Source organism: Stenotrophomonas sp. SbOxS2 (genome assembly GCF_013416715.1).
Lineage (GTDB): Bacteria > Pseudomonadota > Gammaproteobacteria > Xanthomonadales > Xanthomonadaceae > Stenotrophomonas > Stenotrophomonas lactitubi.
In genome coordinates, this window is sequence record NZ_JAAVXD010000003.1 from 343,003 (window position 1) to 368,815 (window position 25,813).

The 25,813-nt window shown below is 66.3% G+C and carries 19 protein-coding genes; 12 read left to right on the plus strand and 7 right to left on the minus strand.

Going from position 1 to position 25,813, the window contains the following annotated elements; genetic code table 11:
• Nucleotides 1–124: 124 nt before the first annotated feature.
• The 3 genes from HFK18_RS06745 to HFK18_RS06755 form a co-directional block, all read right to left on the minus strand.
• Nucleotides 125–3,247, minus strand: coding sequence for an efflux RND transporter permease subunit (locus HFK18_RS06745; RefSeq protein WP_180165250.1), 3,123 nt, complete (start codon nt 3,245–3,247; stop codon nt 125–127).
• 31 nt (nt 3,248–3,278) lie between these two features.
• Complete coding sequence (locus HFK18_RS06750) at nt 3,279–6,512, minus strand: efflux RND transporter permease subunit (protein ID WP_180165252.1); 3,234 nt, start codon at nt 6,510–6,512, stop codon at nt 3,279–3,281.
• A 74-nt stretch (nt 6,513–6,586) separates the two neighbouring features.
• Nucleotides 6,587–7,825 carry an efflux RND transporter periplasmic adaptor subunit gene (locus HFK18_RS06755; RefSeq protein WP_180165254.1) on the minus strand — a complete coding sequence of 413 codons (1,239 nt, stop codon included), beginning with the start codon at nt 7,823–7,825 and terminating at the stop codon, nt 6,587–6,589.
• 186 nt (nt 7,826–8,011) lie between these two features.
• On the opposite strand from HFK18_RS06755, the gene HFK18_RS06760 reads away from it, so the two are divergent.
• The 9 genes from HFK18_RS06760 to HFK18_RS06800 all read left to right on the plus strand — a co-directional run bounded on the left by HFK18_RS06760 (nt 8,012) and on the right by HFK18_RS06800 (nt 16,964).
• Nucleotides 8,012–9,331: a M20 family metallopeptidase gene (locus tag HFK18_RS06760; RefSeq protein ID WP_176022107.1), complete on the plus strand. Its 1,320-nt coding sequence runs from the start codon at nt 8,012–8,014 to the stop codon at nt 9,329–9,331.
• A gap of 556 nt (nt 9,332–9,887) precedes the next feature.
• Nucleotides 9,888–10,706: an NADPH-dependent 7-cyano-7-deazaguanine reductase QueF gene (gene queF, locus HFK18_RS06765; RefSeq protein ID WP_180165256.1), complete on the plus strand. Its 819-nt coding sequence runs from the start codon at nt 9,888–9,890 to the stop codon at nt 10,704–10,706.
• A 201-nt stretch (nt 10,707–10,907) separates the two neighbouring features.
• The gene (locus HFK18_RS06770; protein ID WP_180165258.1) at nt 10,908–11,201 is read left to right on the plus strand and encodes a LysM peptidoglycan-binding domain-containing protein; all 294 of its coding nucleotides are present in this window, start codon (nt 10,908–10,910) and stop codon (nt 11,199–11,201) included.
• A 47-nt stretch (nt 11,202–11,248) separates the two neighbouring features.
• Complete coding sequence (locus HFK18_RS06775) at nt 11,249–11,752, plus strand: hypothetical protein (RefSeq protein ID WP_180165260.1); 504 nt, start codon at nt 11,249–11,251, stop codon at nt 11,750–11,752.
• A gap of 352 nt (nt 11,753–12,104) precedes the next feature.
• Nucleotides 12,105–14,327, plus strand: coding sequence for an NADP-dependent isocitrate dehydrogenase (locus tag HFK18_RS06780; protein ID WP_180165262.1), 2,223 nt, complete (start codon nt 12,105–12,107; stop codon nt 14,325–14,327).
• 327 nt (nt 14,328–14,654) lie between these two features.
• Complete coding sequence (locus HFK18_RS06785) at nt 14,655–15,602, plus strand: hypothetical protein (protein WP_180165264.1); 948 nt, start codon at nt 14,655–14,657, stop codon at nt 15,600–15,602.
• The gene (locus HFK18_RS06790) at nt 15,595–16,143 is read left to right on the plus strand and encodes an ATP/GTP-binding protein (protein WP_089237316.1); all 549 of its coding nucleotides are present in this window, start codon (nt 15,595–15,597) and stop codon (nt 16,141–16,143) included. The genes HFK18_RS06785 and HFK18_RS06790 overlap by 8 nt, the downstream gene beginning before the upstream one ends.
• On the plus strand, nt 16,136–16,552 hold the full coding sequence (locus HFK18_RS06795) for a roadblock/LC7 domain-containing protein (RefSeq protein ID WP_032976421.1): 417 nt from the start codon (nt 16,136–16,138) through the stop codon (nt 16,550–16,552). Before HFK18_RS06790 ends, HFK18_RS06795 begins: the two co-directional genes overlap by 8 nt.
• Nucleotides 16,553–16,604: 52 nt before the next feature.
• Complete coding sequence (locus tag HFK18_RS06800; RefSeq protein ID WP_180165266.1) at nt 16,605–16,964, plus strand: hypothetical protein; 360 nt, start codon at nt 16,605–16,607, stop codon at nt 16,962–16,964.
• A 64-nt stretch (nt 16,965–17,028) separates the two neighbouring features.
• Here HFK18_RS06800 and HFK18_RS06805 read toward each other — a convergent pair whose 3' ends face one another.
• Nucleotides 17,029–17,775, minus strand: a complete 747-nt coding sequence (locus tag HFK18_RS06805; protein WP_180165268.1) for a KilA-N domain-containing protein — start codon at nt 17,773–17,775, stop codon at nt 17,029–17,031.
• Nucleotides 17,776–17,953: 178 nt separating this feature from the next.
• On the opposite strand from HFK18_RS06805, the gene aceK reads away from it, so the two are divergent.
• The 3 genes from aceK to HFK18_RS06820 all read left to right on the plus strand — a co-directional run bounded on the left by aceK (nt 17,954) and on the right by HFK18_RS06820 (nt 21,593).
• A complete protein-coding gene (gene aceK, locus HFK18_RS06810) occupies nt 17,954–19,684 on the plus strand; it encodes a bifunctional isocitrate dehydrogenase kinase/phosphatase (protein WP_180165270.1) in 1,731 nt (576 codons plus the stop codon).
• Between the two features lie 63 nt (nt 19,685–19,747).
• The gene (locus tag HFK18_RS06815; RefSeq protein WP_180165272.1) at nt 19,748–20,641 is read left to right on the plus strand and encodes an energy transducer TonB; all 894 of its coding nucleotides are present in this window, start codon (nt 19,748–19,750) and stop codon (nt 20,639–20,641) included.
• Nucleotides 20,642–20,717: 76 nt separating this feature from the next.
• Complete coding sequence (locus HFK18_RS06820; protein ID WP_218946575.1) at nt 20,718–21,593, plus strand: energy transducer TonB; 876 nt, start codon at nt 20,718–20,720, stop codon at nt 21,591–21,593.
• Nucleotides 21,594–21,651: 58 nt separating this feature from the next.
• Here HFK18_RS06820 and HFK18_RS06825 read toward each other — a convergent pair whose 3' ends face one another.
• The 3 genes from HFK18_RS06825 to trxA form a co-directional block, all read right to left on the minus strand.
• Entirely contained in the window at nt 21,652–23,226 is a 1,575-nt protein-coding gene (locus tag HFK18_RS06825) for a sensor domain-containing diguanylate cyclase (protein WP_180165276.1), read from the minus strand.
• A gap of 223 nt (nt 23,227–23,449) precedes the next feature.
• Nucleotides 23,450–25,222 carry a transcription termination factor Rho gene (gene rho, locus HFK18_RS06830; protein ID WP_180165278.1) on the minus strand — a complete coding sequence of 591 codons (1,773 nt, stop codon included), beginning with the start codon at nt 25,220–25,222 and terminating at the stop codon, nt 23,450–23,452.
• Nucleotides 25,223–25,451: 229 nt separating this feature from the next.
• Complete coding sequence (trxA, locus tag HFK18_RS06835; protein WP_025878607.1) at nt 25,452–25,781, minus strand: thioredoxin; 330 nt, start codon at nt 25,779–25,781, stop codon at nt 25,452–25,454.
• Nucleotides 25,782–25,813 lie beyond the last annotated feature (32 nt).

Here is a 25,813-nt window from a genome sequence, read left to right on the forward strand (position 1 = left end):
GCTGGATGAGAATTGTTCTCTTTTCGTTACAGCGCGTCAAATGCCATCGGGGTGCGGACCAACGGTCCGCACCCACCAGAGGCAGGTATTGCAGTAGATCCACGCCATGCGTGGATGGGCCTTGCTACGCCCGCTGCGCGCGCCTGAGCAGCTTCGCTTCACGCCTGCGCGCGCGCCGCGCCTTCCAGCGCTCGGCCAGGCACGAGAAGATCACGTACAGCGCCGGCGTGCTGAGCAGGGTCAAGCTCTGCGAGAACAGCAAACCACCGATCATCGCGATGCCCAGCGGGCGACGCAGTTCCGAACCTTCACCCAGGCCGATCGCCAGCGGCACCGCGGCCAGGATCGCCACCATCGTCGTCATCATGATCGGGCGGAAACGCACGATGCTGGCTTCGCGTGCCGCCTCGCGCGGAGTCAGCCCATGTTCGCGCTGCGCCACCAGGGCGAAGTCGATCATCATGATCGCGTTCTTCTTGACGATGCCGATCAGCAGCACCAGCGCGATCATCGAGATCACCGACAGTTCGGTGTTGGTGCCGAACAACGCCAGCAACGCACCCACGCCGGCTGCCGGCAGCGTGGACAGGATCGTCACCGGGTGGATCAGGCTTTCGTACAGGATGCCCAGCACCAGATAGACGGTGAGGATCGCCGCCAGTACCAGGATCAGCATGTCGCTGGGGTCGGAGTTGAAGCCGAAGCCCGCGTCATCGGCCAGGCGGATGTCGCCGGGCATGCGCATGCCGGCCACGGTGCTGTCGATGATGGCCTTGGCCTCGCCCATGCTGACGCCGGGGGCGAGGTTGTAACTCAGATCCATCGTCGTGTACTGGTTTTCATGGGTGATCTGCGAGGGCGCCAGGCCCGGCGCCTGTCTGGCCACCGCGGTGATCGGCACCATCTCGCCGTTGCGTGCGCGCACATGTACTTCGTCCAGCGCCGCGGGCGTGGCGGTCTGCGATGGCAGCGCATTGACCACCACGCTGTACTGGTTGATGTCCGAGTAGATGGTGGAAATCTGGCGCTGGCCGAAGGCGCCGTACAGCGCACCGTCGATGGCGCCGACCGAGATGCCCAGGCGCGCGGCCTTGGCACGGTCGATCTCGATGTTCTGGCGCAGCCCGGCATTGTCGACGTCGGTGCCGACATCACGCAGCTTCGGGTTCTTCTTCAATGCCGCCTGCAGCTTGGGCAGCCATTCCTGCAGCGCGGCCAGATCGTTGCCCTGCAGCGAGACGCGGTACTGCGCGCCCTGGCTGTTGCCGCCACCATCATTGCTGGGCAGGTCCTGGATTGCGCGCAGGCGCAGCTGCAGGTCCGGGTAGCGGTCGGCCTTCGCACTCAGTCGTGCCAGTGCGTGTGCGGTGGTTTCGCGGCGGCCTTCCTTGCGCGACTTCAGTTCGACGTTGAACTGTGCGCTGGAGCCCTGGCGGCCACTGCCCAGGCGTACGCCCACGGTCTTCACCGCCGGGTCGGCCATCAGCATGTCGGTGATGCGCCGCTGGCGGCTGACCATGTCCTCGAAGGACACCGTCGCACTGGAGTTGGCGCGGCCCCAGATCAGGCCGGTGTCCTGCGGCGGGAACGCACCCTTCTTCACCGCACCGAACAGGAAGATGGTGACCCCGATCAGGATCAACGGCGTCAACGACAGCAGCAGCGCATGACGCAGCGAGAAATCAAGGAACACGGTGTAGACGCGCAGCATCCGCTCGTGGCCGGCATCGAGCCAGCGACCGAAGCGCGACGGCGCAGCTTTGTGGTCGTGTGCGTTGAGGAAGCGGCTGCACAGCGCCGGGGTCAGCGTCAGCGAAACGATCATCGACACCACGATCGCCGCCACCAGGGTCACGGTGAACTCGCGGAAGAACGCGCCCATCATGCCGCTGGCGAACAGCAGCGGGATGAACACGGCCACCAGCGAGGCGGTGATCGAGACGATGGTGAAGCCGATTTCGCGCGCACCGGCGAAGGCAGCCTGCATCCGCGGCATGCCCTCGTCGAGGTGGCGCATGATGTTTTCGATCACCACGATCGCATCGTCCACCACGAAGCCGATCGCGATCACCAGCGCCAGCAGGCTCAGGTTGTTCAGGGTGAAGCCCATCACGTACATCACCAGCGCGGCACCGGCCAGTGACAGCGGCACGGTGACCGCAGCGATCAGCGTCGGTGCCAACCGGCGCAGGAACAGCGCCATCGTCAGCACCACCATCGCCAGGCTGATCAGCAGGGTGATCTGCACTTCATGCAGCGACGACCGGATGGTCGGGGTGCGGTCGAAGTAGGGCGTCATCGTGGTGCCCGGCTGCAGGTAATCGCGCAAGGCGGGAATCTGCGCTTTCACCCGGTCCACGGTCTCGACGATGTTGGCGCCGGCACGGGTGAACACATACATCACCACGGCCGGTTTGTGGTCGAACCACGCGGCCTGGTAGGCATCCTGCTGGCCGTCGTAGACGTTGGCGATGTCCTTCAGGCGGATCACCCGGCCATCGCCCTGGGTCTTGACCACCAGATCGGCGAAGTCGGCGGCGCGCGCGACCGAATCGTTGGCGATGATCGCCGTGGTGGTGTTGCCATCGCTGAGGAAGCCGGTGGGCGAGGTCACGTTGGCCGCGCGCACGGCATTGCGCAGGTCGTCGGCGGTCAGTCCCAGCGCGTTCATCAGGCGCAGGTTGACGTCCACGCGCACCGCCGGCGTCGAGGCACCGGCGATATCCACCGAGGCGACACCGCCGATCTGGCGGATGCGCTGGGCCAGCAGCGAGTCGGCGACGTTGTACAACTCATCGGCGGACTGCGTCTGTGACGTCAGCGCGATGGCGATCACCGGGTCGTCGTTCGGGTTCGCCTTCTGGTACATCGGCGAGCCCATGCCCGAGGGCAGGTCGGCCTGCGCCGAATTGATCGCTGTCTGTACGTCCAGCGCGGCCGAATCGATGTCGCGGTCGCTCTGGAAGATCATGAACACCAGCGAGCTGCCTTCCGAGCTCGACGAGCGCATGCGGTCGATGCCCGGCAGCTGGCCGAGGTGGCGCTCCAGCGGCGCGGTCACCGTGGAGGCCATGGTCGCTGCGTCCGCACCGGACTGGCTGGCGTGCACGAAGATCACCGGGATCTCGATGTTCGGCAGTGCCGACACGCCGAGCCGCAGGTAGCAGATCACGCCGACCATGAACAAGCCGATGGCCAGCAGGGCAGTGCCGATCGGACGGCGGATGAAGGGGCCGGACAGATTCATCGTGCGGCCCGCCGGAGGTGCGGGACCAGGGTCATGCCTGCGGCTCCTGCACCGTGCCATCGCGCAGCGCGCGCTGTTCACGGCGACGTGCAAGCCATTCCGAGAAGCGTTCCATGTACAGGTAGATCACCGGCGTGGTGTACAGGGTCACCAGCTGCGACAGCAGCAGGCCGCCGACGATGGCGATGCCCAGCGGGCGACGCAGTTCCGAGCCGATGCCGGTGCCCAGCGCCAGCGGCAACGCGCCGAGCATGGCCGCTGCGGTGGTCATCATGATCGGGCGGAAGCGCAGCAGGCAGGCGCGGCGGATGGCCTCGCGCGCGTTGGCGCCGGTGCGCCGCGCCTCGATGGCGAAGTCGACCATCATGATGCCGTTCTTCTTGACGATGCCGATCAGCAGCACAATGCCGACGATGCCGTCCACGGACAGGCTCAGGCCACAGACCATCAGTGCCAGCAGCGCGCCGACGCCGGCCGGCGGCAGGGTCGAGATGATCGTGATCGGGTGGATGTAGCTCTCGTAGAGCACGCCCAGCACGATGTAGATCACCACCAGCGACGCCAGCAGCAGCCACACCACATCGGTCTGGCTGCCGGTGAACTCGGCGGCCTTGCCGATGAACTGCGCATGCACGTGCGCCGGCATGTCCAGGCTGGCCTTGGTCTCTTCGATGGCCTTGACCGCATCGGACAGCGAATAACCCGGGGCGACGTTGAACGACACCGTCACCGCAGGCAGCTGCTGCTGGTGGCTGACCAGCAGCGGCGCGCTGGACACCTTGGCCTCGGCCAGCGCCGACAGCGGGATGATGCTGCCCGCACCGACGGTGATGCCGGTGTTCTGCGCACCGATACCGGTGGCGGTGGACGAGTTGGACGAAGTGACCTGGCCGAAGCTGGTCGCGTTGGTGCCGGTCAGTGCGCCGGCGCCGTTGGAGGCGACCGCCAGCTGCTCCATCAGCGCGGTGCTGGTGCGGAACTGCGGCGCCACTTCCAGCACCACCCGGTACTGGTTGAGCTCGGTAAAGATGGTCGAGATCTGGCGCTGGCCGAACGCATCGTAGAGCGTGTCGTCGATGGTCTGCATCGGCACGCCCAGCACACTGGCCTTGTCGCGGTCGATGTTCAGTTCCAGTGCGCGGCCCTGGTTGGACAGGTTGTTGTCGACGTCGGCCAGTTCCGGGCGCTGGCGCAGCGCCTGGGTCAGGCGGTTGGCCTGCAGTGCCACCTCCGCGCTGTCCACGTCCGACAGCGAGTACTGGTACTCGGTGGCGGCCACGCGGGTGTCCAGGGTCACGTCCTGTACCGGCTTCAGGTACAGCGCCACGCCGGGAATGCCGGCGACGGATTTCTGCAGGCGCGGCAGGATCGCATCCAGTCCATCGCGCTCGCCGCGCTCTTTCAGCACGATCGACAGCTGGCCCTGATTGAGCGTGGGATTCATGCTGCCGGCACCGATGAAGGCCGACACGCCGGTCACGTCCGGGTCCTTGCGCAGCGCTTCGGCCACCTGCTTGGTGCGCTGCTCCATCTGCGGGAACGCGATGTTCTGGTCGGCCTGGACCACGGCGGTGATCAGGCCGGTGTCCTGTTCGGGCAGCAGGCCCTTGGGAATCAACACGTACAGCAGCACGGTAAGCACCAGCGCGGCAGCGGCCACGGCCAGGGTGAGGGGCTGGTGTTCCAGCACCCAGTCCAGGCTGCGCTCGTACAGGCCGACGGTGCGCGTCCACAGGTTCTGTTTGCCGGCCGCAGCGGCACGTTCGTGCGCGTCCTCGCCCTCCGGCAGCGCATCGGGCTTGAGCAGGTAGGCGCACATCATCGGGGTGAGCGTCAGCGAGATCAGCATCGACAGCACCACGGCGATGCTCAGCACCCAGGCGAACTCGTGGAACAGGCGGCCGGTGACGCCGGGCATCAGCAGCAGCGGCAGGAACACCGCCACCAGTGAAACCGTCAGCGACAGCACGGTGAAGCCGATCTGGCGTGCGCCGATCTCGGCCGCTTCCTTGCCGCTCTTGCCTTGTTCGATGTAGCGCACGATGTTCTCGATCATCACGATCGCATCGTCGACCACGAAGCCGGTGGCCACCACCAGCGCCATCAGCGAAAGGTTGTCCAGCGACATGCCGGTAAAGGCCATCACCGCGAAGGTGCCGGCCAGCGACAACGGCACCGCCACCGAGGGAATGATCGTGGCCCAGAACCGGCGCAGGAACACGAAGATCACCGCCACCACCAGGCCGATGGTCAGGATCAGGGTGAACTGCACTTCATGCACCGACGCGCGGATGGTTTCGGTGCGGTCGGAGAACACGTCCAGGTGCACGTCGGCCGGCAGCACGCCCTGCAGCTGCGGCAGCAGCGCGCGGATGCGCTCGACGGTCTGCACGATGTTGGCGCCGGGCTGGCGGCGCACTTCCAGCAGCACCGCCGGCTTGCCATCGGCCCATGCGGCCAGCTGGTCGTTCTCCACGCCATCGATCACTTCGGCCACGTCGGACAGCCGCACCGGGCGGCCGTTCCTGTAGCTGATGATGGTGTCGCGGTATTCGGCGGCGCTGGCCAGCTGGTCGTTGGTGCCGATGCTGTAGGACTGGGTCTTGCCGTTCAACGAGCCCTTCGGCGCGTTGACGTTGGCCTGGGTGAGCGCGCTGCGCAGCTCTTCCAGGGTCAGGCCCATGTTGGACAGCTGCGCCGGATTGACCTGGATGCGCACGGCCGGACGCACGTTGCCGGCGATCGACACCAGGCCCACGCCCTGCACCTGCGACAGGCGCTGGGCGAGGATCGAGTCCGCGTAGTTGTTGACGTCGCGCAGCGGCCGCGTATCGGAGGTCAGCTTGAGGGTGACGATGGCCGCGTCGGCCGGATTCACCCGGTTGTAGACCGGCTGGTACGGCAGCGACGAGGGCAGGGTGGCCTGGCGGATCGCCGCCTGCACATCCTGTGCGGCGATGTCGATGTCGCGGTCCATCGAGAACTGCAGGATGATCGTGGACAACCCCGCCGAGGAATCGGAGGTCATCAGTTCCAGCCCGGAGATCTGCCCGAACTGGCGCTCCAGCGGCGTGGTCACCAGCGAGGCCATGGTGGTGGCGTTGGCGCCCGGGTACTGGGTGGTCACTACCAGGCTGGGCGCATCGATTTCCGGCAGCGCCGACACCGGCAGCTTGCGGTAACCGAGGATGCCCAGAAGCAACAAGCCCGCCATCAACAGCGAGGTGGCAATCGGGCGGCGGATGAAGATCGTCGAAAAGCCCACGGACTGATCCTTGCTGGCACTTCAATGGCAGCGCCGGCGGGATCGCCGGCGCGGGGAAGAGCAGGGGCCTGCGCTCAGCGCGGGCCACCACCGCGGCGGCCGCCGCCACTCTTCTGTTCGGCGGCCTTCAGTTCGGCCTCGGTCGGTGCGGCCGGCGTTTCGCCCGGCTTCAACGCGGTCACCTTGCTGCCCGGCTTCAGGCGGAACTGGCCTTCGCTGACCACGCGCTCGCCGCCTTTCAGGCCTTCGGCGACCTGCACCTGGCTGTCGCCCACTTCCACGCCACTGCGCACGGTCTGCATCTTCACCGTGTTGTCGCCCTGCACGACGTAGACGTACTCGCCGTCCGGGCCACGCAGCACCGCCTGGGTCGGGATCACCACGCCACCGCCGATGGTGCGCAACTGCATGCGCACATTGACGAACTGGCCCGGCCACAGGCCGTTGTCGGTGTTGTCGAACACCGCGCGCGCCTTGAAGGTGCCGCTGTCGGCGCTGATCAGGTTGTCGACCACGTCCAGCTTGCCGTCGCCGCTGAGCACGTGCGAATCGGCGCGGTCCAGCGCTGCGACCGGCACGCTGCCGGCGGCCTGCGCCTGGCGCACGTCGCCGAGCTGGCGTTCGGGCAGGTTGAACAGCACGTGGATCGGATGGATCTGGGTCAGGGTGACCAGTGCGGTGCCGGCGTTGACCACATTGCCGGCGTCGACCGCGCGGATGCCGGCGATACCGGTGATCGGCGCGGTGACCTTGGTGTACTGCAGCTGCACCTGCGCCGAACGCATGCTGGCTTCATTGGCCGCCACTGCGCTTTCGTACTGTGCCACCTGGTTTCGTTGTGTATCCAGATCGGTCTTGGCCACGAACTGGCGGTACTCCGGCGCGTTCGAGCGCTGGTAGTTCGAGCGCGCGGTGGCCAGCAGGGCTTCGTTCTGGCGCTTGGAGGCAACGGCCTGGTCATAGCTGGCCTGGGCGGTGCGCGGGTCGATCACCGCCAGCACGTCGCCCTTCTTCACTTCCTGGCCTTCGCGGAAATTGAGGCTCATCAGCTGGCCGCCCACCTGCGGGCTGACGGTCACGGTGTTCATCGCGGTCACCGTGCCCAGCGCGCTGGCATACACCGGCACGTCCTGGCGTACGGCATCGACCACGGTCACCGGCACCGGGCCGGCATCGGGATCTTCACCACCCTCACGGGCGCCTGCTTCCTGCCCGGCAGCCTTGTCCTTGCCGCCACCGAGTACGCGCAGGCCGACCACGGCCAGCACCAGTACCGCCACGACCAGCAGCACGATCTTCCAAACACGTGACATTCAAGACTCCAAGAGGGCTGGACGGGGTGGCACCCCGGGTGGCAATGCGCAAAGCATACCTGTGGCCCACCGGGTTTCCTGCATGACGGATGGGACGGGCGCTCAGACAGATGGACGACGCTGGAGGTTCCCGTAACGCCAAGGTTGCCCTACATTCAGGTGCAGACCCCTTCCGTGGAGATCGATATGCGCCGTTCGTTGCTGCTGTCCGCCCTGCTGCTGGCCCTGCCGGCCCTTGCCCATGCCGAGGACGCCCAGCGCCCGGAAGTGACCGCCGCCGCGCAGCGCCTGCAGGCCAAGGTGGTTGAGTGGCGACGCGATTTCCACCAGCACCCGGAGCTGTCCAACCGCGAGGAGCGCACCTCCGCCGAGGTCGCCAAGCGCCTGCGTGCGATGGGCCTGAAGCCGAAGACCGGTATCGCCCACCATGGCGTGGTGGCGATCATCGAAGGCGGCAAGCCCGGCCCGAAGATCGCCCTGCGCGCCGACATGGACGCACTGCCGGTGACCGAGCAGACCGGCTTGCCGTTCGCCTCCAAGGCCACTGCGCAGTACCGCGGGCAGACCGTAGGCGTGATGCACGCCTGTGGTCATGACGCGCACACCGCCACCCTGCTGGGCGTGGCCGAAGCGCTGGTGGCGATGAAGAAGGATCTGCCGGGCCAGGTGATGCTGATCTTCCAGCCGTCCGAGGAAGGTGCGCCGCCGCCGGAAGAGGGCGGTGCTGCGCTGATGCTGAAGGAAGGCCTGTTTGCAGACTTCAAGCCGGAAGCCGTGTTCGGCCTGCATGTGTTCTCCAGTGTGCAGGCAGGGCAGATCGCGGTGCGCGGTGGCCCGCTGATGGCCGCGTCCGATCGTTTCGGCATCAAGGTGATCGGCCGTCAGACGCATGGCTCGGCACCGTGGAACGGCGTTGACCCGATTGTGGCCACTGCCGATCTGATCGGCACCGCACAGACCATCGTCAGCCGCCGCGCCAACCTCTCCAAGCAGCCAGCGGTGCTGACCTTCGGCGCGATCAACGGCGGCATCCGTTACAACATCATTCCCGATGAAGTGGAGATGGTCGGCACCATCCGCACCTTCGATGAAGGCATGCGCCAGCAGATCTTCGCCGACCTGCGCAACGTGGCCGAGCATACGGCTGCCGCGCACGGGGCCAAGGCGGTGACCGACATCTACGAATCGGAAGGCAACCCGGCCACGGTGAACGACCCGGCGTTGACCGCGAAGATGCTGCCGAGCCTGCAGGCAGTGGTGGGCAAGGACAACGTGTACGAGCCGCCGCTGCAGATGGGCGCGGAGGATTTCTCGCTGTACGCCAAGGAAGTGCCGGGCATGTTCTTCTTCGTCGGCTCGACCAGCGTGGGCATCGATCCGGCGACGGCGCCGGCCAATCATTCGCCGAAGTTCCTGCTGGATGAGAAGGCGCTGGATGTCGGATTCCGCGCGCTGCTGCAGGTGAGCCTGGATTATCTGCATGGTGCCGGCACCCCGGCAGGGTGAGGGTTGCAGGCAGGGCTTGCAGCCCTGCACCCGCCAAGGCAACGGCAACAGCCGGAGCAACGGCAAAATCTGGCTATCCGTGGGATGGCGGGGTGGATCCGGTGGCAGGGGACGGCGCAAGTACGTCCCTGTAGCCTCGGTCGCGCCATCCATGGCGCTCACGCCCCTGCCACCGGACCCACCCCGCCTTCGACGGTTTCCTGCTGCTGTCGGAACGACATCCTGCTTTGGTAGGTGTCGACCTTGGTCGACACGGCGGACGTCATGAACGTCTGAAGCATCGGCTTTTGATTTTGATTTTCCTGATCTTTCCCGTGGTGGCGGCCGCGCGCAGGAAACTGTCAGAGGCCGGGCGGGGAGGCTGGGCAGGGGCGTGAGCCGCATGGATGCGGCGACCGAGCTTACATGGACGTACTTGCAGCGCCCCCTGCCCAGCCTCCCCGCCCGGCCAAACCCAGAATCCCGGCTGTACGCGACCCACCCACCCACCACGGAGGGGCTCCGCCGTTGGCCGACCCGGCCGAAGGCCCGCCCTGCGCGCGATACAATAAGCACCATGAACACCCCACAGGACTCCAGCCTCGGTCGCGAGGTCAGTTACCCGTCGCAGTACGATCCCGGCCTGCTGTTTCCCATCCCCCGCGTCGGTGCCCGCGCCGAGATCGGCCTCGACGAGGCCGCGCTGCCGTTCGTCGGCCACGACCGCTGGCACGCCTTCGAGCTGAGCTGGCTCGACCCGCGTGGCAAACCGCAGGTCGCCGTCGCCACCGTGCAGGTGCCGTGCACTTCGCCGCGGCTGATCGAGTCGAAGTCGTTCAAGCTGTACCTGAACTCGCTCAACAGCACCCGCCTGGACAGTGTCGAAGCCCTGCGTGAGCGTCTCGTCGCCGACCTGTCGGCCTGCGCCGGTGCCCCGGTCCAGGTCACGTTCGGGCTGCCGGCGCTGCGCGAGTCGCCGCTGGGCGAGTTGATCGACGGCCTTGATGTGGACATCGACTGCTATGGCCCGCCGCAGGCGGACTATCTGTCGGCCAACGCCGATGCGCTGGTGGAGGAGACCCTGGTCTCGGCCCTGCTGAAGTCCAACTGCCCGGTCACCGGTCAGCCGGACTGGGCCACCGTCAGCGTGCGCTATCGCGGCCCGCAGATCGATCGTGCCGGCCTGCTGCGCTACCTGGTCAGCTACCGCGAGCACGCCGAATTCCACGAGCAGTGCGTCGAGCGCATCTTCAGTGAAGTGTCCGCGCGCTGCCGACCGCAGTGGCTGGAGGTGGAAGCCCGCTATACCCGTCGCGGTGGCCTGGACATCAACCCGTGGCGCGCCAGCCACGGCATCGCCGCCCCGGCCGCGACCTACCGCGAACTGCGGCAATAAGCGTCGCCGGGCATGGCCCGGCGCTACCGCGGGGCCGCCTTGCGGCGGGTAGTGCCGGGCCATGCCCGGCGAGCCCAGCGGCGGCGTTCCGCCTCGATTGTTCAGGCGCCCCGGGGGGCGGCTTCACATCGGCACCATCCCCATTTAACAACCTCTATGACACCGTGCCAGCCATGTAGTCATACAGACGGGAGTGTGTGGATGAGTACCGAGAAGAAAGCCGATTTCTCCGGCGTCAGTGGCAGCGTCGACAGTACCGCCCAGCAGGTCCCCAAGGCGGACTTCTCCGGCGTCAGTGCCTCGGTGGACAGTACCGCCGAGGTGGTCAGCGGTGGCACCTACACCGTGCAGAAGGGTGATTCGCTGTCGAACATCGCCAAGCAGCACCTGGGCGATGCCAACGCCTGGAAGAAGATCTTCGAAGCCAACCGCGATGTGCTCGACGACCCGGACAAGATCTTCCCGGGCCAGACCCTGAAACTGCCGCCGAAGTAATGCCGGCGATCCAATCGCCGTTCGACAATCCCCGTGAGGAACCCCGAATGATCAAGACGACCCCGCTTCAGAATGCCCTGCTGGCCGCACTGCTGGGCAGTGTCGCCCTGGTGGGCTGCAAGAAGAAGGAAGAAACCGCAGACAACAACGCGGCTCCGGCGGCAACCACGCCGGCCGAAGCGCCCGCGCCGATGACCGGCGCGCCGCCGCCGATGGCTGCATCGGCCGTAGCGGTGTCGGCCGTCACCGTCGGCAAGTCTGCCGCTGCTGACAAGTCGGTGGCCACTGCCGCCCTGTTCGCGCCGAAGGACGAGGTCATCGTTTCGGTGAAGACTGACGGTGCGGCCAACAATGTCACCGTCGGCGCCAAGCTGACCTACCAGGATGGCCAGGTGGCCGGTGAGCAGAACGCGACCCTGAACACCAGCGGTGCAGAGACCACCAACATCACCTTCAAGAATGCCAATGGCTGGCCGGCCGGCAAGTACCGCGCCGAAGTCATGGTCGATGGCAAGGCGGCCGGAACGCCGCAGGAGTTCGAGGTCAAGTAAGTCCCGCCGACTCTCTCCCGGTTGGACTCACGATGGACGCAGCCGCGAGGCTGCGTCCTTTTTTGTTTGTGGCTTTTGCGGGAAGGGCCCATCCACGCATGGCGTGGATCTACCGGAGCCAGGCACGCGGCATTTCCATCCACGTCATGCGTAGATGGATCACAGCGTTGCCGGGGTGCAGTACCGCGGCGTATGGCGCGGCTTTGCCCCGCGCGGCTGAAAACGCGACAATGCAGGGGTTTCCCCGGCGCGCGCCCACCCTGACGGCGGCGGAGAAAAGCGACACGGTTGCACGTGGCCCGGCGCTGGCGCCGGCCTTCCCCTGAGCACTGCTACAGAGTCCAAGTCCCCCATGTCCAAGATCCTCTACACGCTGACCGACGAAGCACCGTTCCTGGCCACCCAGTCGCTGCTGCCGATCGTCGACGCCTACACCTCCACCGCCGGCATCGCGGTGGAAACCCGTGACATCTCGCTGTCCGGCCGCATCCTCTCGCTGTTCCCGGAACTGCTGAGCGATGCGCAGAAGGTCAACGATGACCTGGCCGAGCTGGGCCAGCTGGCGACCACCCCCGACGCCAACATCATCAAGCTGCCGAACATCTCCGCCTCGGTGCCGCAGCTGAAGGCGGCCATCAAGGAACTGCAGGACCAGGGTTATCCGCTGCCGGATTACCCGGAAACCCCGGCCGACGACCAGCAGCGCGACTACAAGGCGCGCTACGACAAGGTCAAGGGCAGTGCGGTCAATCCGGTGCTGCGCGAAGGCAACTCCGATCGGCGCGCGCCGCTGTCGGTGAAGAACTACGCCCGCAAGCATCCGCATCGCATGGGTGCCTGGGCGTCCGATTCGAAGTCGCACGTCGCGCACATGGCCGCCGGTGATTTCTACGGCAGCGAGAAGTCGGCCACGCTGGCCAACGCCGGGTCGCTGAAGATCACCTTCCACGGCAACGACGGCAGCACCGTCGTGCTGAAGGAAAAGACCGCGGTCAAGGCCGGCGAGATCGTCGACGCCGCGGTGATGAGCCGCAAGGCACTGGCCGCTTTCATCGGCGAGCAGATCGCCGATGCCAAGGCCCAGGGCGTGCTGTTCTCGCTGCACCTGAAGGCGACCATGATGAAGGTCTCCGACCCGATCATGTTCGGCGTAGCGGTCAACGAGTTCTACAAGGACGTGCTGGCCAAGCACGCCGACGTGCTCAAGCAGGCCGGTTTCGATGCCAACAACGGCATCGGTGACCTGGCCGCGCGCCTGCCGTCGCTGCCCGAAGCCACCCGCACCGCCATCGAAGCCGACCTGGCCGCCGAGTACGCACAGCGCCCGGGCGTGGCCATGGTCAACTCGGACAAGGGCATCACCAACCTGCACGTGCCGAGCGACGTGATCGTCGACGCCTCGATGCCGGCGATGATCCGCGACTCCGGCAAGATGTGGAACGCCGAAGGCAAGCTGCAGGACACCAAGGCGGTCATTCCGGACCGCTGCTACGCCGGTGTGTACCAGGCCGTCATCGACGACTGCAAGGCCAACGGTGCCTTCAACCCGGCCACCATGGGCTCGGTGCCCAACGTCGGCCTGATGGCGCAGAAGGCTGAAGAGTACGGTTCGCACGACAAGACCTTCCAGATCGCTGCCGACGGCGTGGTCAAGGTCACCGACGACGCCGGCGCGGTGGTGTTCGAACACGCCGTGGAAGCGGGCGACATCTGGCGCATGTGCCAGACCAAGGACGCGCCGATCCAGGACTGGGTCAAGCTGGCCGTCGAACGCGCCCGCCTGAGCAGCACCCCGGCCGTGTTCTGGCTGGACGCCGCCCGTGCCCACGACGCGCAGGTCATCGCCAAGGTCGAGACGTACCTGAAGGACCACGACACCAACGGCCTGGACATCCGCATCCTGCCGCCGGTGGAAGCGACCGCGTTCTCGCTGGCCCGCATCCGCAAGGGCGAGGACACCATTTCGGTGACCGGCAACGTGCTGCGCGATTACCTCACCGACCTGTTCCCGATCATGGAGCTGGGTACCAGCGCCAAGATGCTGTCGATCGTGCCGCTGATGGCCGGTGGTGGCCTGTTCGAGACCGGTGCCGGTGGTTCGGCGCCGAAGCACGTGCAGCAGTTCGTCGAAGAGGACTACCTGCGTTGGGATTCGCTGGGTGAATTCCTGGCCCTGGCTGCGTCGCTGGAGCACCTCGGCAATCGTTACGACAACGCCGCTGCCCGCGTGCTGGCCAAGGCGCTGGACGAGGCCAACGGTCAGTTCCTGGACAACGACAAGTCGCCGTCGCGCAAGCTCGGTGGCATCGACAACCGTGGCAGCCACTTCTACATCGCCCTGTACTGGGCGCAGGCGCTGGCTGCGCAGAACGAAGACGCCGCACTGCAGGCACGCTTCGCTCCGTTGGCGAAGGCGCTGGCCGACAACGAGCAGAAGATCGTCGACGAGCTGATCGCGGTGCAGGGCAAGCCCGTGGACATCGGTGGCTACTACCGTCCGGACGTGGCCAAGGCCGCTGCCGCGATGCGTCCGAGCGCGACCTTCAATGCTGCGCTGGAACAGTTGCGCGGCTGATCCATCGCTGCCCGGTCGTGACCTTGAAACCCGCGCTCCGGCGCGGGTTTCTTTTTTGAGGGCCGGGGTCAGCTCCCTCTGCACCGCAGAGGGATCTGACCCCACCCATGGCGTAGGTCTACTCGGGCCAAAAACCGTGAAATCCGTCGTCTGTCGGAATGCCGTCAACACGGCATGAAACTTGCCCGCGATGGCCGTCGCAGAACGGACGCGTGCGTGTTCACTACTGCCACCAATATGAGCAGTCGATCACGACGATGGCGGCAAGCCATGGCCTAGCCTTGGCGATGCGAGACCGCCGGGGAGGTGGTCGCACGGGGAACACGGATGGCACGCGTGCTCGTAGTGGGAACCGATATCCAAGGCGAACAGGCCCTGCTGCAACGGTTGCGGCTGGCCTCGGCGTTGCCCGACGGGCAGATCCGCCGCAGCCAGGACCTGGACGACTGCGACCTGCTGGTGATCCGCGATACGCCAGCGCTGCGCAACGCGGCACTACGCATGCGCCAGCAGCGCCCGCGGCTGCACTGCTGGATCGAAGACCTCGGTGGCCAGTTGCGCGAAGGCGATGGTGGCCAGGACGTATTGGATGATGGCGCGATAGGACGCGCACTACGCGGCATGCAGGCCGGTGCCGCAGCGACACCGATCCGCCTGGCGGACGGTGCGCACGCGATCACCCGTCTATTGCGCGAGCGCCTGCCATTGCGGCAGGGCCAGGCGCTGTTGGGCGAGGGCGCAGAGCCGCTGTTGCTGCTGGATCTGGAACAGGACCAGGCGGTGCTGCTGCACGAGCCGGCCACGGTGCTGGTGGAACGTCTGGCACAGGGCTTCGAGCATCTGTTTCTGGATGCATTGCAGCCGGCGCAGCTGCAGGCACTGGCGGGTGACCGCACGCGATTGCCGCTGCGTCCGCTGCTGTGGCAATGGGCACAGCGCAGCCGCCACTGGCAGGCCTTGGACGAGCGCCTGCGCGGGGCGTCGGTGAAGCTGCTGCGCTGGCCGGATTTCCGCGTGCTCGGCCACGATCACGATGGATTCCGTCTGTGTTCGCTGCTGCTCAAGCGTGCCTGCACGGTGGACGAATGCGCGATGCTGCTGGATCTTCCCGCCGCCGCCGTGCGCGATTTCATCCACGCCGCCTACCTGTGCGGTTATGCACAGCTGCAGGTCGCGCCTGCCGCACCGCTGTCGGGCGCACGTGCCAGCACTGCCGACACCGGCCTGCTCGCACGCCTGTGGCGCACGCTGCGCGGGAGTGACCGCGATGCGTGAGCACAAGGTGGTGGTGCTCGGTGGCATGGGCAGCGGCAAATCGACCTTGGTGCGCAGCATCGCCGCCGGCGCGGTGGTCGACACCGATGTAGCCAACAGCGACCGCGCGGGTGCGGACAAGGCGTCGACCACGGTGGCGCTGGACTACGCCGATATCGACCTGCCCAACGGCGAGCGCCTGCGTCTCTACGGCACGCCCGGCCAGCAGCGCTTCGATTTCCTGTGGCCGATCCTGCTGCAGGGCGCGCGCGGTGCCGTGCTGCTGCTCGACGCGCGTCGGGCCGGGGTGGCCGCTGAGCTGGACGCTTACCTGCAGGTGCTGCGCCCGTTCGGTCCGGCATTGGCCCTGGTGGTGGCGGTGACCCATCTTGACCAGGTGCCGGCAGCGGCACTGGATGACTGGGCCGATCGCGCCCGGCTCGATGGCCAGCCGCTGCCGTTGCTGGCCGTGGATGCCCGTGATCGCGAACAAGGACTGCTGCTGATGGACGTACTGATGAGCGAAATGGAAGCGCATGCACTGGTGGCCGCACATGGCTGATGGACAAGGCGCGCCGTTGCCGGACGCGCAGCAGCGTGAGCGCCTGCAACCGTTGCTGCAGGACCTGCAGCAACGGGTGGAAGGGGTACGGACCGTGGTGCTGGCCAGTGTCGATGGCTTTGCCCTGGTCAGCGCCGGTGCGGAGGGGCGCGGTGAACGCCTGGCGGCGATGACCAGCGCAATGCTGGCCCTGGCTGCGGCGGTGGGGCGCGAGCTGGCACTGGGCGATCTGCAGACGCTGATGCTGGAGGCCGCCGGCGGCAAGGTACTGATGCTCGCCATCCAGGCCGAGGGACGAGCGCCGCTGCTGCTGATGGCGGCCTGCGACCAGCGCAGCGTGATCGGCCAGGTGCTGTGGCAGAGCAGGGAATGTGGCCAGGCGATCCTGGCCGAACTCAGCGGATCGTGAGCCCGGCCGCAGGGGAACGAGGGGCTCGAACCAACATTGAGAGGGGTGCAACGTGGCTGGATTGAATGATTCGTTGGCTGCACTGATGGGTATCGATGGCGCGCAGGCCGTGGCGCTGGTCGACTACGAGAGCGGCATGCTGCTGGGCGAAGCCGGTTCGGGCATGGACATGGAAGTGGCTGCCGCTGGCAATACCGAAGTGATCCGCGCGAAGATGAAAACCGCCGCCTCGCTCAACCTCAACGATGGCATCGAGGACATCCTGATCTCGCTCGGAAAGGCGTACCACATCATGCGCCCGGTGGCGAAGAAGAAGGGCCTGTTCTTCTACATCGTGCTGGACCGGACCAAGTCCAACCTCGCCCTGGCGCGGCGCAAGGTGCAGGACGTGGAGGCCGAGCTGGCGATCTGAACCGGCTCGATGGCGTCGATCCCTGGCTGCTGCACGGCACGCCAGGGATCGTTCCGGTGCGATGTCACGTCGAAGGCAGCAGGAGCGTACGTACGAACGTCAGCGCCTGCGTGTCGCGCGCAGCAAAGTATCTGGGCGCGTGCAGGGGAAGCCAGGTTTCGTTGAAGTGCCGGCGGAAGTCTTCGTAGAGCTCGTTCGGATAGAGCTTTGCCTGCACGTTGCGGCCGTCTGGATAGCTGTGCTCATAGGTGTCGAAGGTGTTGGGCTCGATACCCTTGTGATCGCGCAGCCACTTGCAGAACAACCGGCCCTCGGAGATGTCCGGCACCAGCTCCTGCGGCAGGGTGTAGCCGGCCTGTTCGAGCGGCGCAATCAGGTTCAGGGTCAGCTCGTTCAACATCGAGAAGTGCGTATAAGGTACCTTCGAACGGTTCTGCATGTAGCGCTCGATGTGGGCGGGCATGACCGCGTTCGCACGGCCCTGCTGCCATTCCACCCCCCACTGCGATACCTTCACCGCGAACTTGCGCGACAGCCACTGGCCGAGATTGATGGCCAGGTAGGGGTGGATCCAGGTGCCCTGCATCGCCGCATTGCCCCCGGACACCACGTGGATGAGCTGGTCCTCCGCAAGCCCGGTCTGCGTGGTCAGCTCCTCGATGAACTCGCCTGTCGATTTCAATGCGCGGTAGTCGGACCAGCGCTTGCCGACGGACTGGCAAAGCGCTGTCGCGCTGATGTAGCCGTCGCGGGCGCGCTGCGGGATTACGTTGCCTTCCTCCATGCGTGGGATCAGGGTCATTTGCTGCATGCGTCACCTTTTGCCGTTACTTGGCCTGAAATGGTAAGCAGCAGGGGGGCGCCGGGTCTGTAGGAATGGTTGCGTTTGTCTGGTTCTCCCAGGCAGAAGCAGTCGAACATGGCTCGGCGCTACACAAGCTACCCCACGCCAGCGTATGGTGGAGCCGGTCTTCCCGGGTGAGCTGTGCATGTCCAAGCCTGACATCGCTGCCGAGCTGGCGCCGCGCATTGCCGGTGCCATCCGCGATGGTTTCGAGCAGTACCACACTCGTTTCGCGGTGATCACTGCCCGCGCGCGGAAGCGCTTCGAGCAGCGTGACTGGGCAGCGGCGCGCCACGATGCGGTGGAGCGCATCGCCCTCTACGACCAGTGCATCGCCGAGCAGATGGATGCACTGCGACGGCTGGCCGGTGACGCCATCAGCGAACGCGCGCTGTGGTTGCAGGTGCACGCGCACTACAGCGCTCTGCTGCAGGATCTGATCGACGCAGAGCTGTACAAGACCTTCTACAACACCCTGGCGCGGCGGCTGTTCGCCATCCGTGGCGTGGATCCGGAAGTGGAGTTCATCGCCTTCGATGTCGAGCCCTCCGATGCAATCACGCATCCGGTGGCGCGGCATACCTATGCCATTTCGCCGACGCGGCCGGTGGAAGCGCTGCAGCGGGTGCTGGCCGACTACCGCTTTGATGTTCCCTATGCGCACCAGCTGCGCTGTGCCGCCGCCATCGCCGTGCGCCTGCAGGACGATCTGGCGCACTGGGGCGACACGCCAGTACGCAGCATCGAACTGCTCGATACCGTGTTCTACCGCGAGCGTCGCGCCTATCTGGTCGGCCGCGTGTTCGGCGAACACCGTTTCTCGCCGTGCGTGATCGCGCTGGTCAACGATGCCCAGGGCCTGCGTGCCGATGCCGTGCTGACCCGGCGTCGCGATGTGGCCCACCTGTTCGGCGTGTCACGCAGCTATTTCCAGGCCGACCTGGGCACCGTTGGCGATGCCGTGGTGTTCCTGCGCAGCCTGCTGCCGGGCAAGCCGATCGACGAGATCTACACCGTGCTCGGACGCGCCAAGCAGGGCAAGACCGAGCGCTACCGGACGTTCTTCCGCCACTTCAATGAACACCCGAACGAGCGCCTGGCGCATGCCGAAGGCACACCGGGCATGGTCATGGCGGTGTTCACCCTGCCCAGCTATCCGCTGGTGTTCAAGCTGATCCGCGACCGCTTTGCCTGGCCCAAGGCGATGTCGCGCCAGCAGGTGGAGGAAAAGTACGCGCTGGTGTTCAACCTCGATCGTGTTGGCCGCCTGCTCGATGCACAGCCCTACCGGCACCTGCGTTTCCCGCGCGAACGCTTTGCCCCGGCGTTGCTGGACGAGCTGCTGCAGCAGTGCGCGCAGAGCGTGCGCGTGGACGGCGACGAGGTGGAGATCGCGTTGTGCTACGTGCAGCGTCGCTTCCGGCCACTGAACCTCTACCTGCGCGAGCAGGCTGGCGAGGCCGTGCGTGCAGCCGTGCTCGACTATGCGCAGGCGATAACCGACATGGCGCGCAACAACATTTTCCCCGGTGACATGCTGCCGAAGAACTTCGGCGTGTCGCGCCACGGCCGTGCCGTGTTCTACGACTACGACGAGTTGTGCCTGGTCAGCGACTGCGTATTCCGCGCCTGGCCCAGGCCAAGCTCCGCCGAAGAAGCGATGGCCGACGAGCCCTGGTTCCATGTCGGTCCGCGCGATGTGTTCCCGGAGCGGTTCGGGCCATTCATGGGCTTGCCGGCGCAGGAGCTGGCGGCGGTATGCGAGCACTATCGGCATCTGTTCGACCCCGCCTGGTGGCAGGCGCTGCAGGCGCGCTTTGCGGCGGGTGATTATCCGGACACACCCCCGTATTCGACTGTGCAGCGGTTGGCGTGATCGGCTGTACCGGCGGCTGGAAACTCGGGTAATCTCGGCATCTTCATCACCAAGGATCGGGCCATGATGCGTTCTCCGCTGTTTCTCGCCTTCGCGCTTGCGATCGGCACCGCTGGCTCCCTGCTCAGCACCGATGCCGCAGCGCAGAGTACGCGCGCGGTACGGGCCACCGCTGAAGCCAGCATGGTCTTGACCGGCAACATCGATGTCGCCGCAGATGGCGCGGTCACCGGCCTGGTGCTCGACCAGCGGGCGTCGATCGCGCCTGCCATCGCTGCGTTCGTGGACGGCACGATCCGCAAGTGGCAGTTCGAGCCCACGCTGGTGGACGGCAAGCCCGTGGCGAAACATGCACCGTTGCGCGTGCGTCTGCTGGGCCGGCCCGGGGCTGACGGCAACACCGAAGTGCGCATGACCAGCGTGGACTTCAGCGAGTACGACGAAAAGGCCACCGACGCGGTGACTGCCAACCAGATGCGGCCTCCGCGCTATCCGGAAGCGGCTTTCCGCGTCGGTGCACAGGGCGAGGTGATGCTGCTGGTCAAGGTCGAGCGTGACGGCGCGGTTGCCGATGTCGTCGCCGAACAGGTGAACATGGGCGTGGTCGCCCCCGAGCACGCAATGAAGAAGATGCGCGACATGCTGGCCAAGGCCAGCATCAGCGAGGCCCGCAAGTGGACGTTCACGCCGCCGACCTCCGGTGAGGACAAAGGCCTGGCGTTCTGGACCGTGCGCGTGCCGGTCACCTTCGCGCTGAGCGAGACGGGCAGCAGGCAACCGCCCAGCCCCTACGGGCGCTGGCAGGCCTACATTCCCGGCCCGCGCCAGCAGGCCCCGTGGCGCACCACCGGGGATGCCGCGCAGGTCGGCAGTGACCTGTTGCCGGCCGGCGGCGTGTACATGGTCGACGGCGCCACCCGCGGGCTGCGTCTGTTGACCCCGCTTGCCGAGCAGTGATGTCGGCCAACCGACCCCAGGTTGCATAGGCCCGGGCGTCAGACTTCATCGTTTTCATGCACAAGGAGTGGCTGTGATGCGTTCTTCTCTTTTCCTGGCGTTGGCCCTTGCCGTGGGTGGCGGTGCCGCCCTGGTCGATACCGCCGCTGCGCAGACCGCGCGCGAGGTACGCAAGCAGGCCGAGGCAAGCATGACCCTCAGCGGCGTCATCGACATCGGCCGCGAAGGCCAGGTTGAAATGTTCCAGCTCGACCGTCGCGAAAAAGTCGATGCGGGTATTGCCGGCTTCGTGGACAACGCCGTGCAGGGCTGGCGTTTCGAACCGGTGCTGGTCGATGGCAAGCCCGTACAGGCACGCACTGCGGTGCGCCTGCGGCTGATCGCCGACAACCCGGACGAAGGCAGCATGCGTGTGCGCCTGGTCGATGCCAATTTCAGCAAAGCAGGTGGCGAGCGTGAGGTCAGCACCGACAAGGTGACCAGCAACGGACTGCGCGCGCCGGAGTACCCACCGATGGCGGTGACGATGCAGGGCGAGGGCACGGTCATGCTGCTGGTCAAGGTCGGCCGTGATGGCAGGGTGGCTGATGTGATCGCCGAGCAGACCAATCTGACCGTGATTGGCACCGCGCGCGCGATGAACCAGCTACGCGATATCCTGGCCAAGGCCAGCGTCAGGAATGCGAAACGTTGGACGTTCACCCCACCCACCACTGGCGAGGCAAAGGATCGCGACTTCTGGACCGTACGCGTACCGGTGCGCTACGCCTTCGAGGATTCGCGCGAGCGCTACGGCCGCTGGGCCGCCTACATCCCCGGCCCGCGCCAGCAGGCGCCGTGGAAGACCGGCGAGGACGCCCTGGTCGCCGGAACCGATCTGCTGCCCGAAGGCGGTGTGTACATGGTCGGACGCGCGCAGGAAGGCCCGCGCCTGCTCACCCCGCTGGGCTAATGCGTCATTGCGGGATGCCCCGGACCGGTCCCGGCGCATCCCGCTTCAATCGATGTGCTCAATCGGCGTGCGGGTACACCACGACCCGGTTGCGGCCCTGCTCCTTGGCCAGGTACAGGGCCTTGTCGGCCAGGCGCAGTGCCTGTTCCGGATCGGTGTGGAAACTGGGGAAATGGGCCACACCCAGCGATACGGTGATCGTGCCCACCGGCGCGAAGGGTTCGTCGGCGATGGCCTGGCGCAGGCGCTCGCCGGTCTGCCGGGCCGCTTCGATGCCAACGCCCGGCAGCAGCACCAGGAACTCCTCGCCACCGGCGCGGCACAGCACGTCGGTCTCGCGCGAATGGCGGCGCATCTGTTCGGCGATATGCACGATGGCCGCATCACCGACGTCGTGACCGTGGCTGTCGTTGATCGACTTGAAGCGGTCGATATCCAGCGTCAGGATCGCAAACGGCAGGCCCTGCGCCTGCAGTGCGTCGAGCGCCTGCTGCAGTCCGCGACGGTTGAGCAGGCCGGTCAGCGGATCGGTGCGGCTGGCCCGGTTGAGCGTGCCGATCCGATCCTGCAGCGCACTGAAGCTGTACAGCACGGCCTGTTTCAGCTGCGCCACTTCGAAGTACCAGGCTCGGATGCCATTGACGTGGCTGATCGCATTGCCGGTGTCTTCGCCATCCTGCACGTTGCGCGCCAGCTGCCACAGCGGCAGCGAAATACGCCGTGCGAACCACCAGGTGATCAGCAGCGACAACACGCCCAGCGGAATGGCATTCCAGATCACCGCCGACATCAGCCGTGACAGCGGTTGCAGCGTCGCCTCGGTCGGGCGCTGCGCGACAATGCCCCAGCCGGTTGCCGCGACGGGCGCGTAACCAGCCAGCATCGCCACCTTGTGGTTGTTGAGCACCTGCTGCGCACCGCGCTGGCCGCGCATCACCTCTTTCACCGCCGGGTTGTTCAACGCGTAGGTGCCCACTTCCTTGGCGTTGTTGTGATAGATCAGACGTCCATGGCGGTCCACCACGTACAGGTAGGAACCATCGCGGTAGTAGTGCGTACCCAGCAGGGTGTTGAGCGCACTGCGCTGGCGCAGGTACAGGGTGCCGCTGACATAGCCGCGGTACTGGCCGCTGCGGTCGAACACCGGGTGCGAGATCGAGATCAGCAGCTTGCCGGTGGCCGACTGGTAGGGATCGCTGATCATCGGCTCGCGCCGATCGAGTGCTGCCTTGCTGCCGGCGCTGCGCAGGATCTCGCCCTGCAACTGCAGGCTCTGCGGCGAGGTCGCGATCACCCGCCCGTCGCTGGCCACCACCAGCGAGGAGTTGAAGCTGCTGGACTGCAGCTGCAGGCGGCTGGCCTCATCCTGCGCCTGGGCAGGGTCCATGTCGCTGTTGCCAAGCCGGGTTGCGGCATAGGCCAGCTGCTGCTGCGCGGCCAGCAGGAAGTTCTGCGTGGTCTCGGCCAGCTTGGTGGCATACACGCGGTTGGCTTCCAGGGTGTTGCCCACCAGCTGGTCGCGCTGCACGCGATAGCTGGCAAGCAGCGTATTGGCCAGGGCGATGACGGCGCTGAGCAGGGCCAGGGCAAGGATCAGCTTGCCCAGGTTGAGCCGGGGGGACAGTGTGCGCATGCGGTTGAAGGATCGGGCAGGGCTGGACCCGCCGGATCCTCCGGATGGGGCAACAGCGGGAATCGGCGGCCCGGCCAGCACGGCCGGGGCGGAGAGTCAGGCATTTGTCCCGCAGATTATCGCCAAAACGCCGGCCCGCGAAGTGAAGCCGTCTGTCCTGCCGCCTTCCAAAGAAAAAGCCCCGCATCGCGGGGCTTTTTCGTAGTGCATCAATGCCGCGCGATCAGCGCTTCATCGAACCGAAGAACTCGTCGTTGGACTTGGTGTTCTTCATCTTGTCGAGCAGGAATTCCATCGCCGTCATTTCATCCATCGGATGCAGCAGCTTGCGCAGGATCCAGATCTTCTGCAGCAGCTCCGGCTCGATCAGCAGGTCTTCGCGACGGGTGCCCGAGCGGTTGATGTCGATGGCCGGGAACACGCGCTTTTCAGAGATGCGGCGGCTCAGGTGCACTTCGCTGTTGCCGGTGCCCTTGAACTCTTCGTAGATCACCTCGTCCATCTTCGAGCCGGTATCGACCAGCGCGGTGGCGATGATGGTCAGGCTGCCGCCTTCTTCCACGTTGCGTGCGGCACCGAAGAAGCGCTTCGGACGGTGCAGGGCGTTGGCGTCCACACCACCGGTCAGCACCTTGCCCGAGCTCGGCACCACGTTGTTGTAGGCACGTGCCAGGCGGGTGATCGAGTCGAGCAGGATCACCACGTCCTTCTTGTGCTCTACCAGGCGCTTGGCGCGCTCGATCACCATTTCGGCCACCTGCACGTGGCGCGCGGCCGGTTCGTCGAAGGTCGAGCTGATGACTTCGCCGCGCACGGTGCGCTGCATTTCGGTCACTTCTTCCGGGCGCTCATCGATCAGCAGCACGATCAGGTGCACGTCCGGATGGTTGGTGGTGATGGCCGTGGCGACCTGCTGCATCATCATCGTCTTGCCGGCCTTCGGCTGGGAAACGATGAGCGAACGCTGGCCCTTGCCCTGCGGTGCCATCAGGTCGAGGATGCGACCGGTAATGTCTTCCGAGGAACCGTTGCCGCGCTCCAGGGTGAAGCGGCGACGCGGGAACAGGGGGGTCAGGTTCTCGAACAGCACCTTGTTCTTCGACGCTTCCAGCGGCTCACCGTTGATGGTGTCCACGATCGACAGCGCGAAGTAGCGCTCGCCGTCCTTCGGGAAGCGGATGCGGCCGGACAGGTGGTCGCCGGTACGCAGGTTGAAGCGGCGGATCTGGCTGGGCGAGATGTAGGTATCGTCCGGGCCGGCCAGGTAGCTGGCTTCGGCCGCGCGCAGGAAGCCAAAGCCGTCCGGCAGGATTTCCAGCACGCCGTCGGCGGCCACGCCGTCACCGTGGCGGGTCAGCACCTTCAGCAGCGCGAAGATCACGTCCTGCTTGCGGGCACGGGCCACGCCTTCGGAAATCTGCAGCTGCTCGGCGATATCCAGCAGTTTCTGGGCCGGCATGCGCTTGAGGTCGCTCAGCGAATAGACCGGGAAGCCCTCGGGCACGTTGGCGTGCGGACGCGGTACGAACGGTTGCTGTTCACCGTTGTCGTTGGGCATGCCGTCATCGCGGAAGCGACCGCCGTTGCCGCCACCACCGCCACCGCCATTGCGATCACGGTCGCGGCGGTTGCGGAAACGGTCACGGCGGTTGCCCTGGCCCTGCTGGCCCTGCTGGCCGCCCTGGTTGTAGGGGTTCTGGTTCTGGCCGCCGCCCTGGTTGTTCTGCTGCGACTGCCGCGGCTGGCCGGATTCGCGGCCCTCACCACCTTCGCCACCGCCACTGCTGGCAGGGGCCTCGGCGGCGGGTGCGCTCGGCGCGGAAGGCGCTGCGGCCGGTGCCGGCGCTTCGGGCGCGGCTGCCAGCGGCAGGGCAGGCTGCGCCGGAGCGCTGGTTTCGGCGGCGGCCGGAGCGGCAGCCTTGGTTACGCGGGCTTTGCGCACGCGCTTTTCGGCGGGCGCATCAGCGCTACCGGTTTCGGAAGTGTTATCGGACAAGAGCGTTATTCCTCGCTTGAAGGTGCGAGCGCCCGGCTGGGGCGGCGAACATTGGGAATGGGTCTGGAAGAAACTGCGTCCAGAAGATGCGGCACGCGAACGCGGCCGGATATGCCGACACTATCATCGGCCCGCGGCGCCACGCAAGGGTCGCCGGATACGGTATTCAGTCAGGCGCCGGGGCGCCCGCCCGGCAGCCGTGGAAAACGGCTGCCGGTCACCCGCAGGATCAGGCCAGGGCCTTGTCCAGCAGGCCGGCCAGCTGGGCCTTGCCAACGGCACCAATCTGCTCGCCGACCTTCTCGCCATCCTTGAAGACGACCAGGTAGGGAATCGAACGCACGTGGTACTTGGCGGCCAGCGCGCGGTTGTTGTCCACGTTGACCTTGGCGATCTTGGCGCGGCCCTGGTAGGCATCAGCCAGTTCGTCCAGTGCCGGGGCGATCATCTTGCAGGGGCCACACCATTCGGCCCAGAAATCGACCAGCACCGGTTCCTTGGAATTCAGTACGGCGCTATCAAAGTCGGCATCGCCGACGTGTACAACCTTGTCGCTCATCTTGGTTTCTCGTCTTGGATTGCACCCGGCCA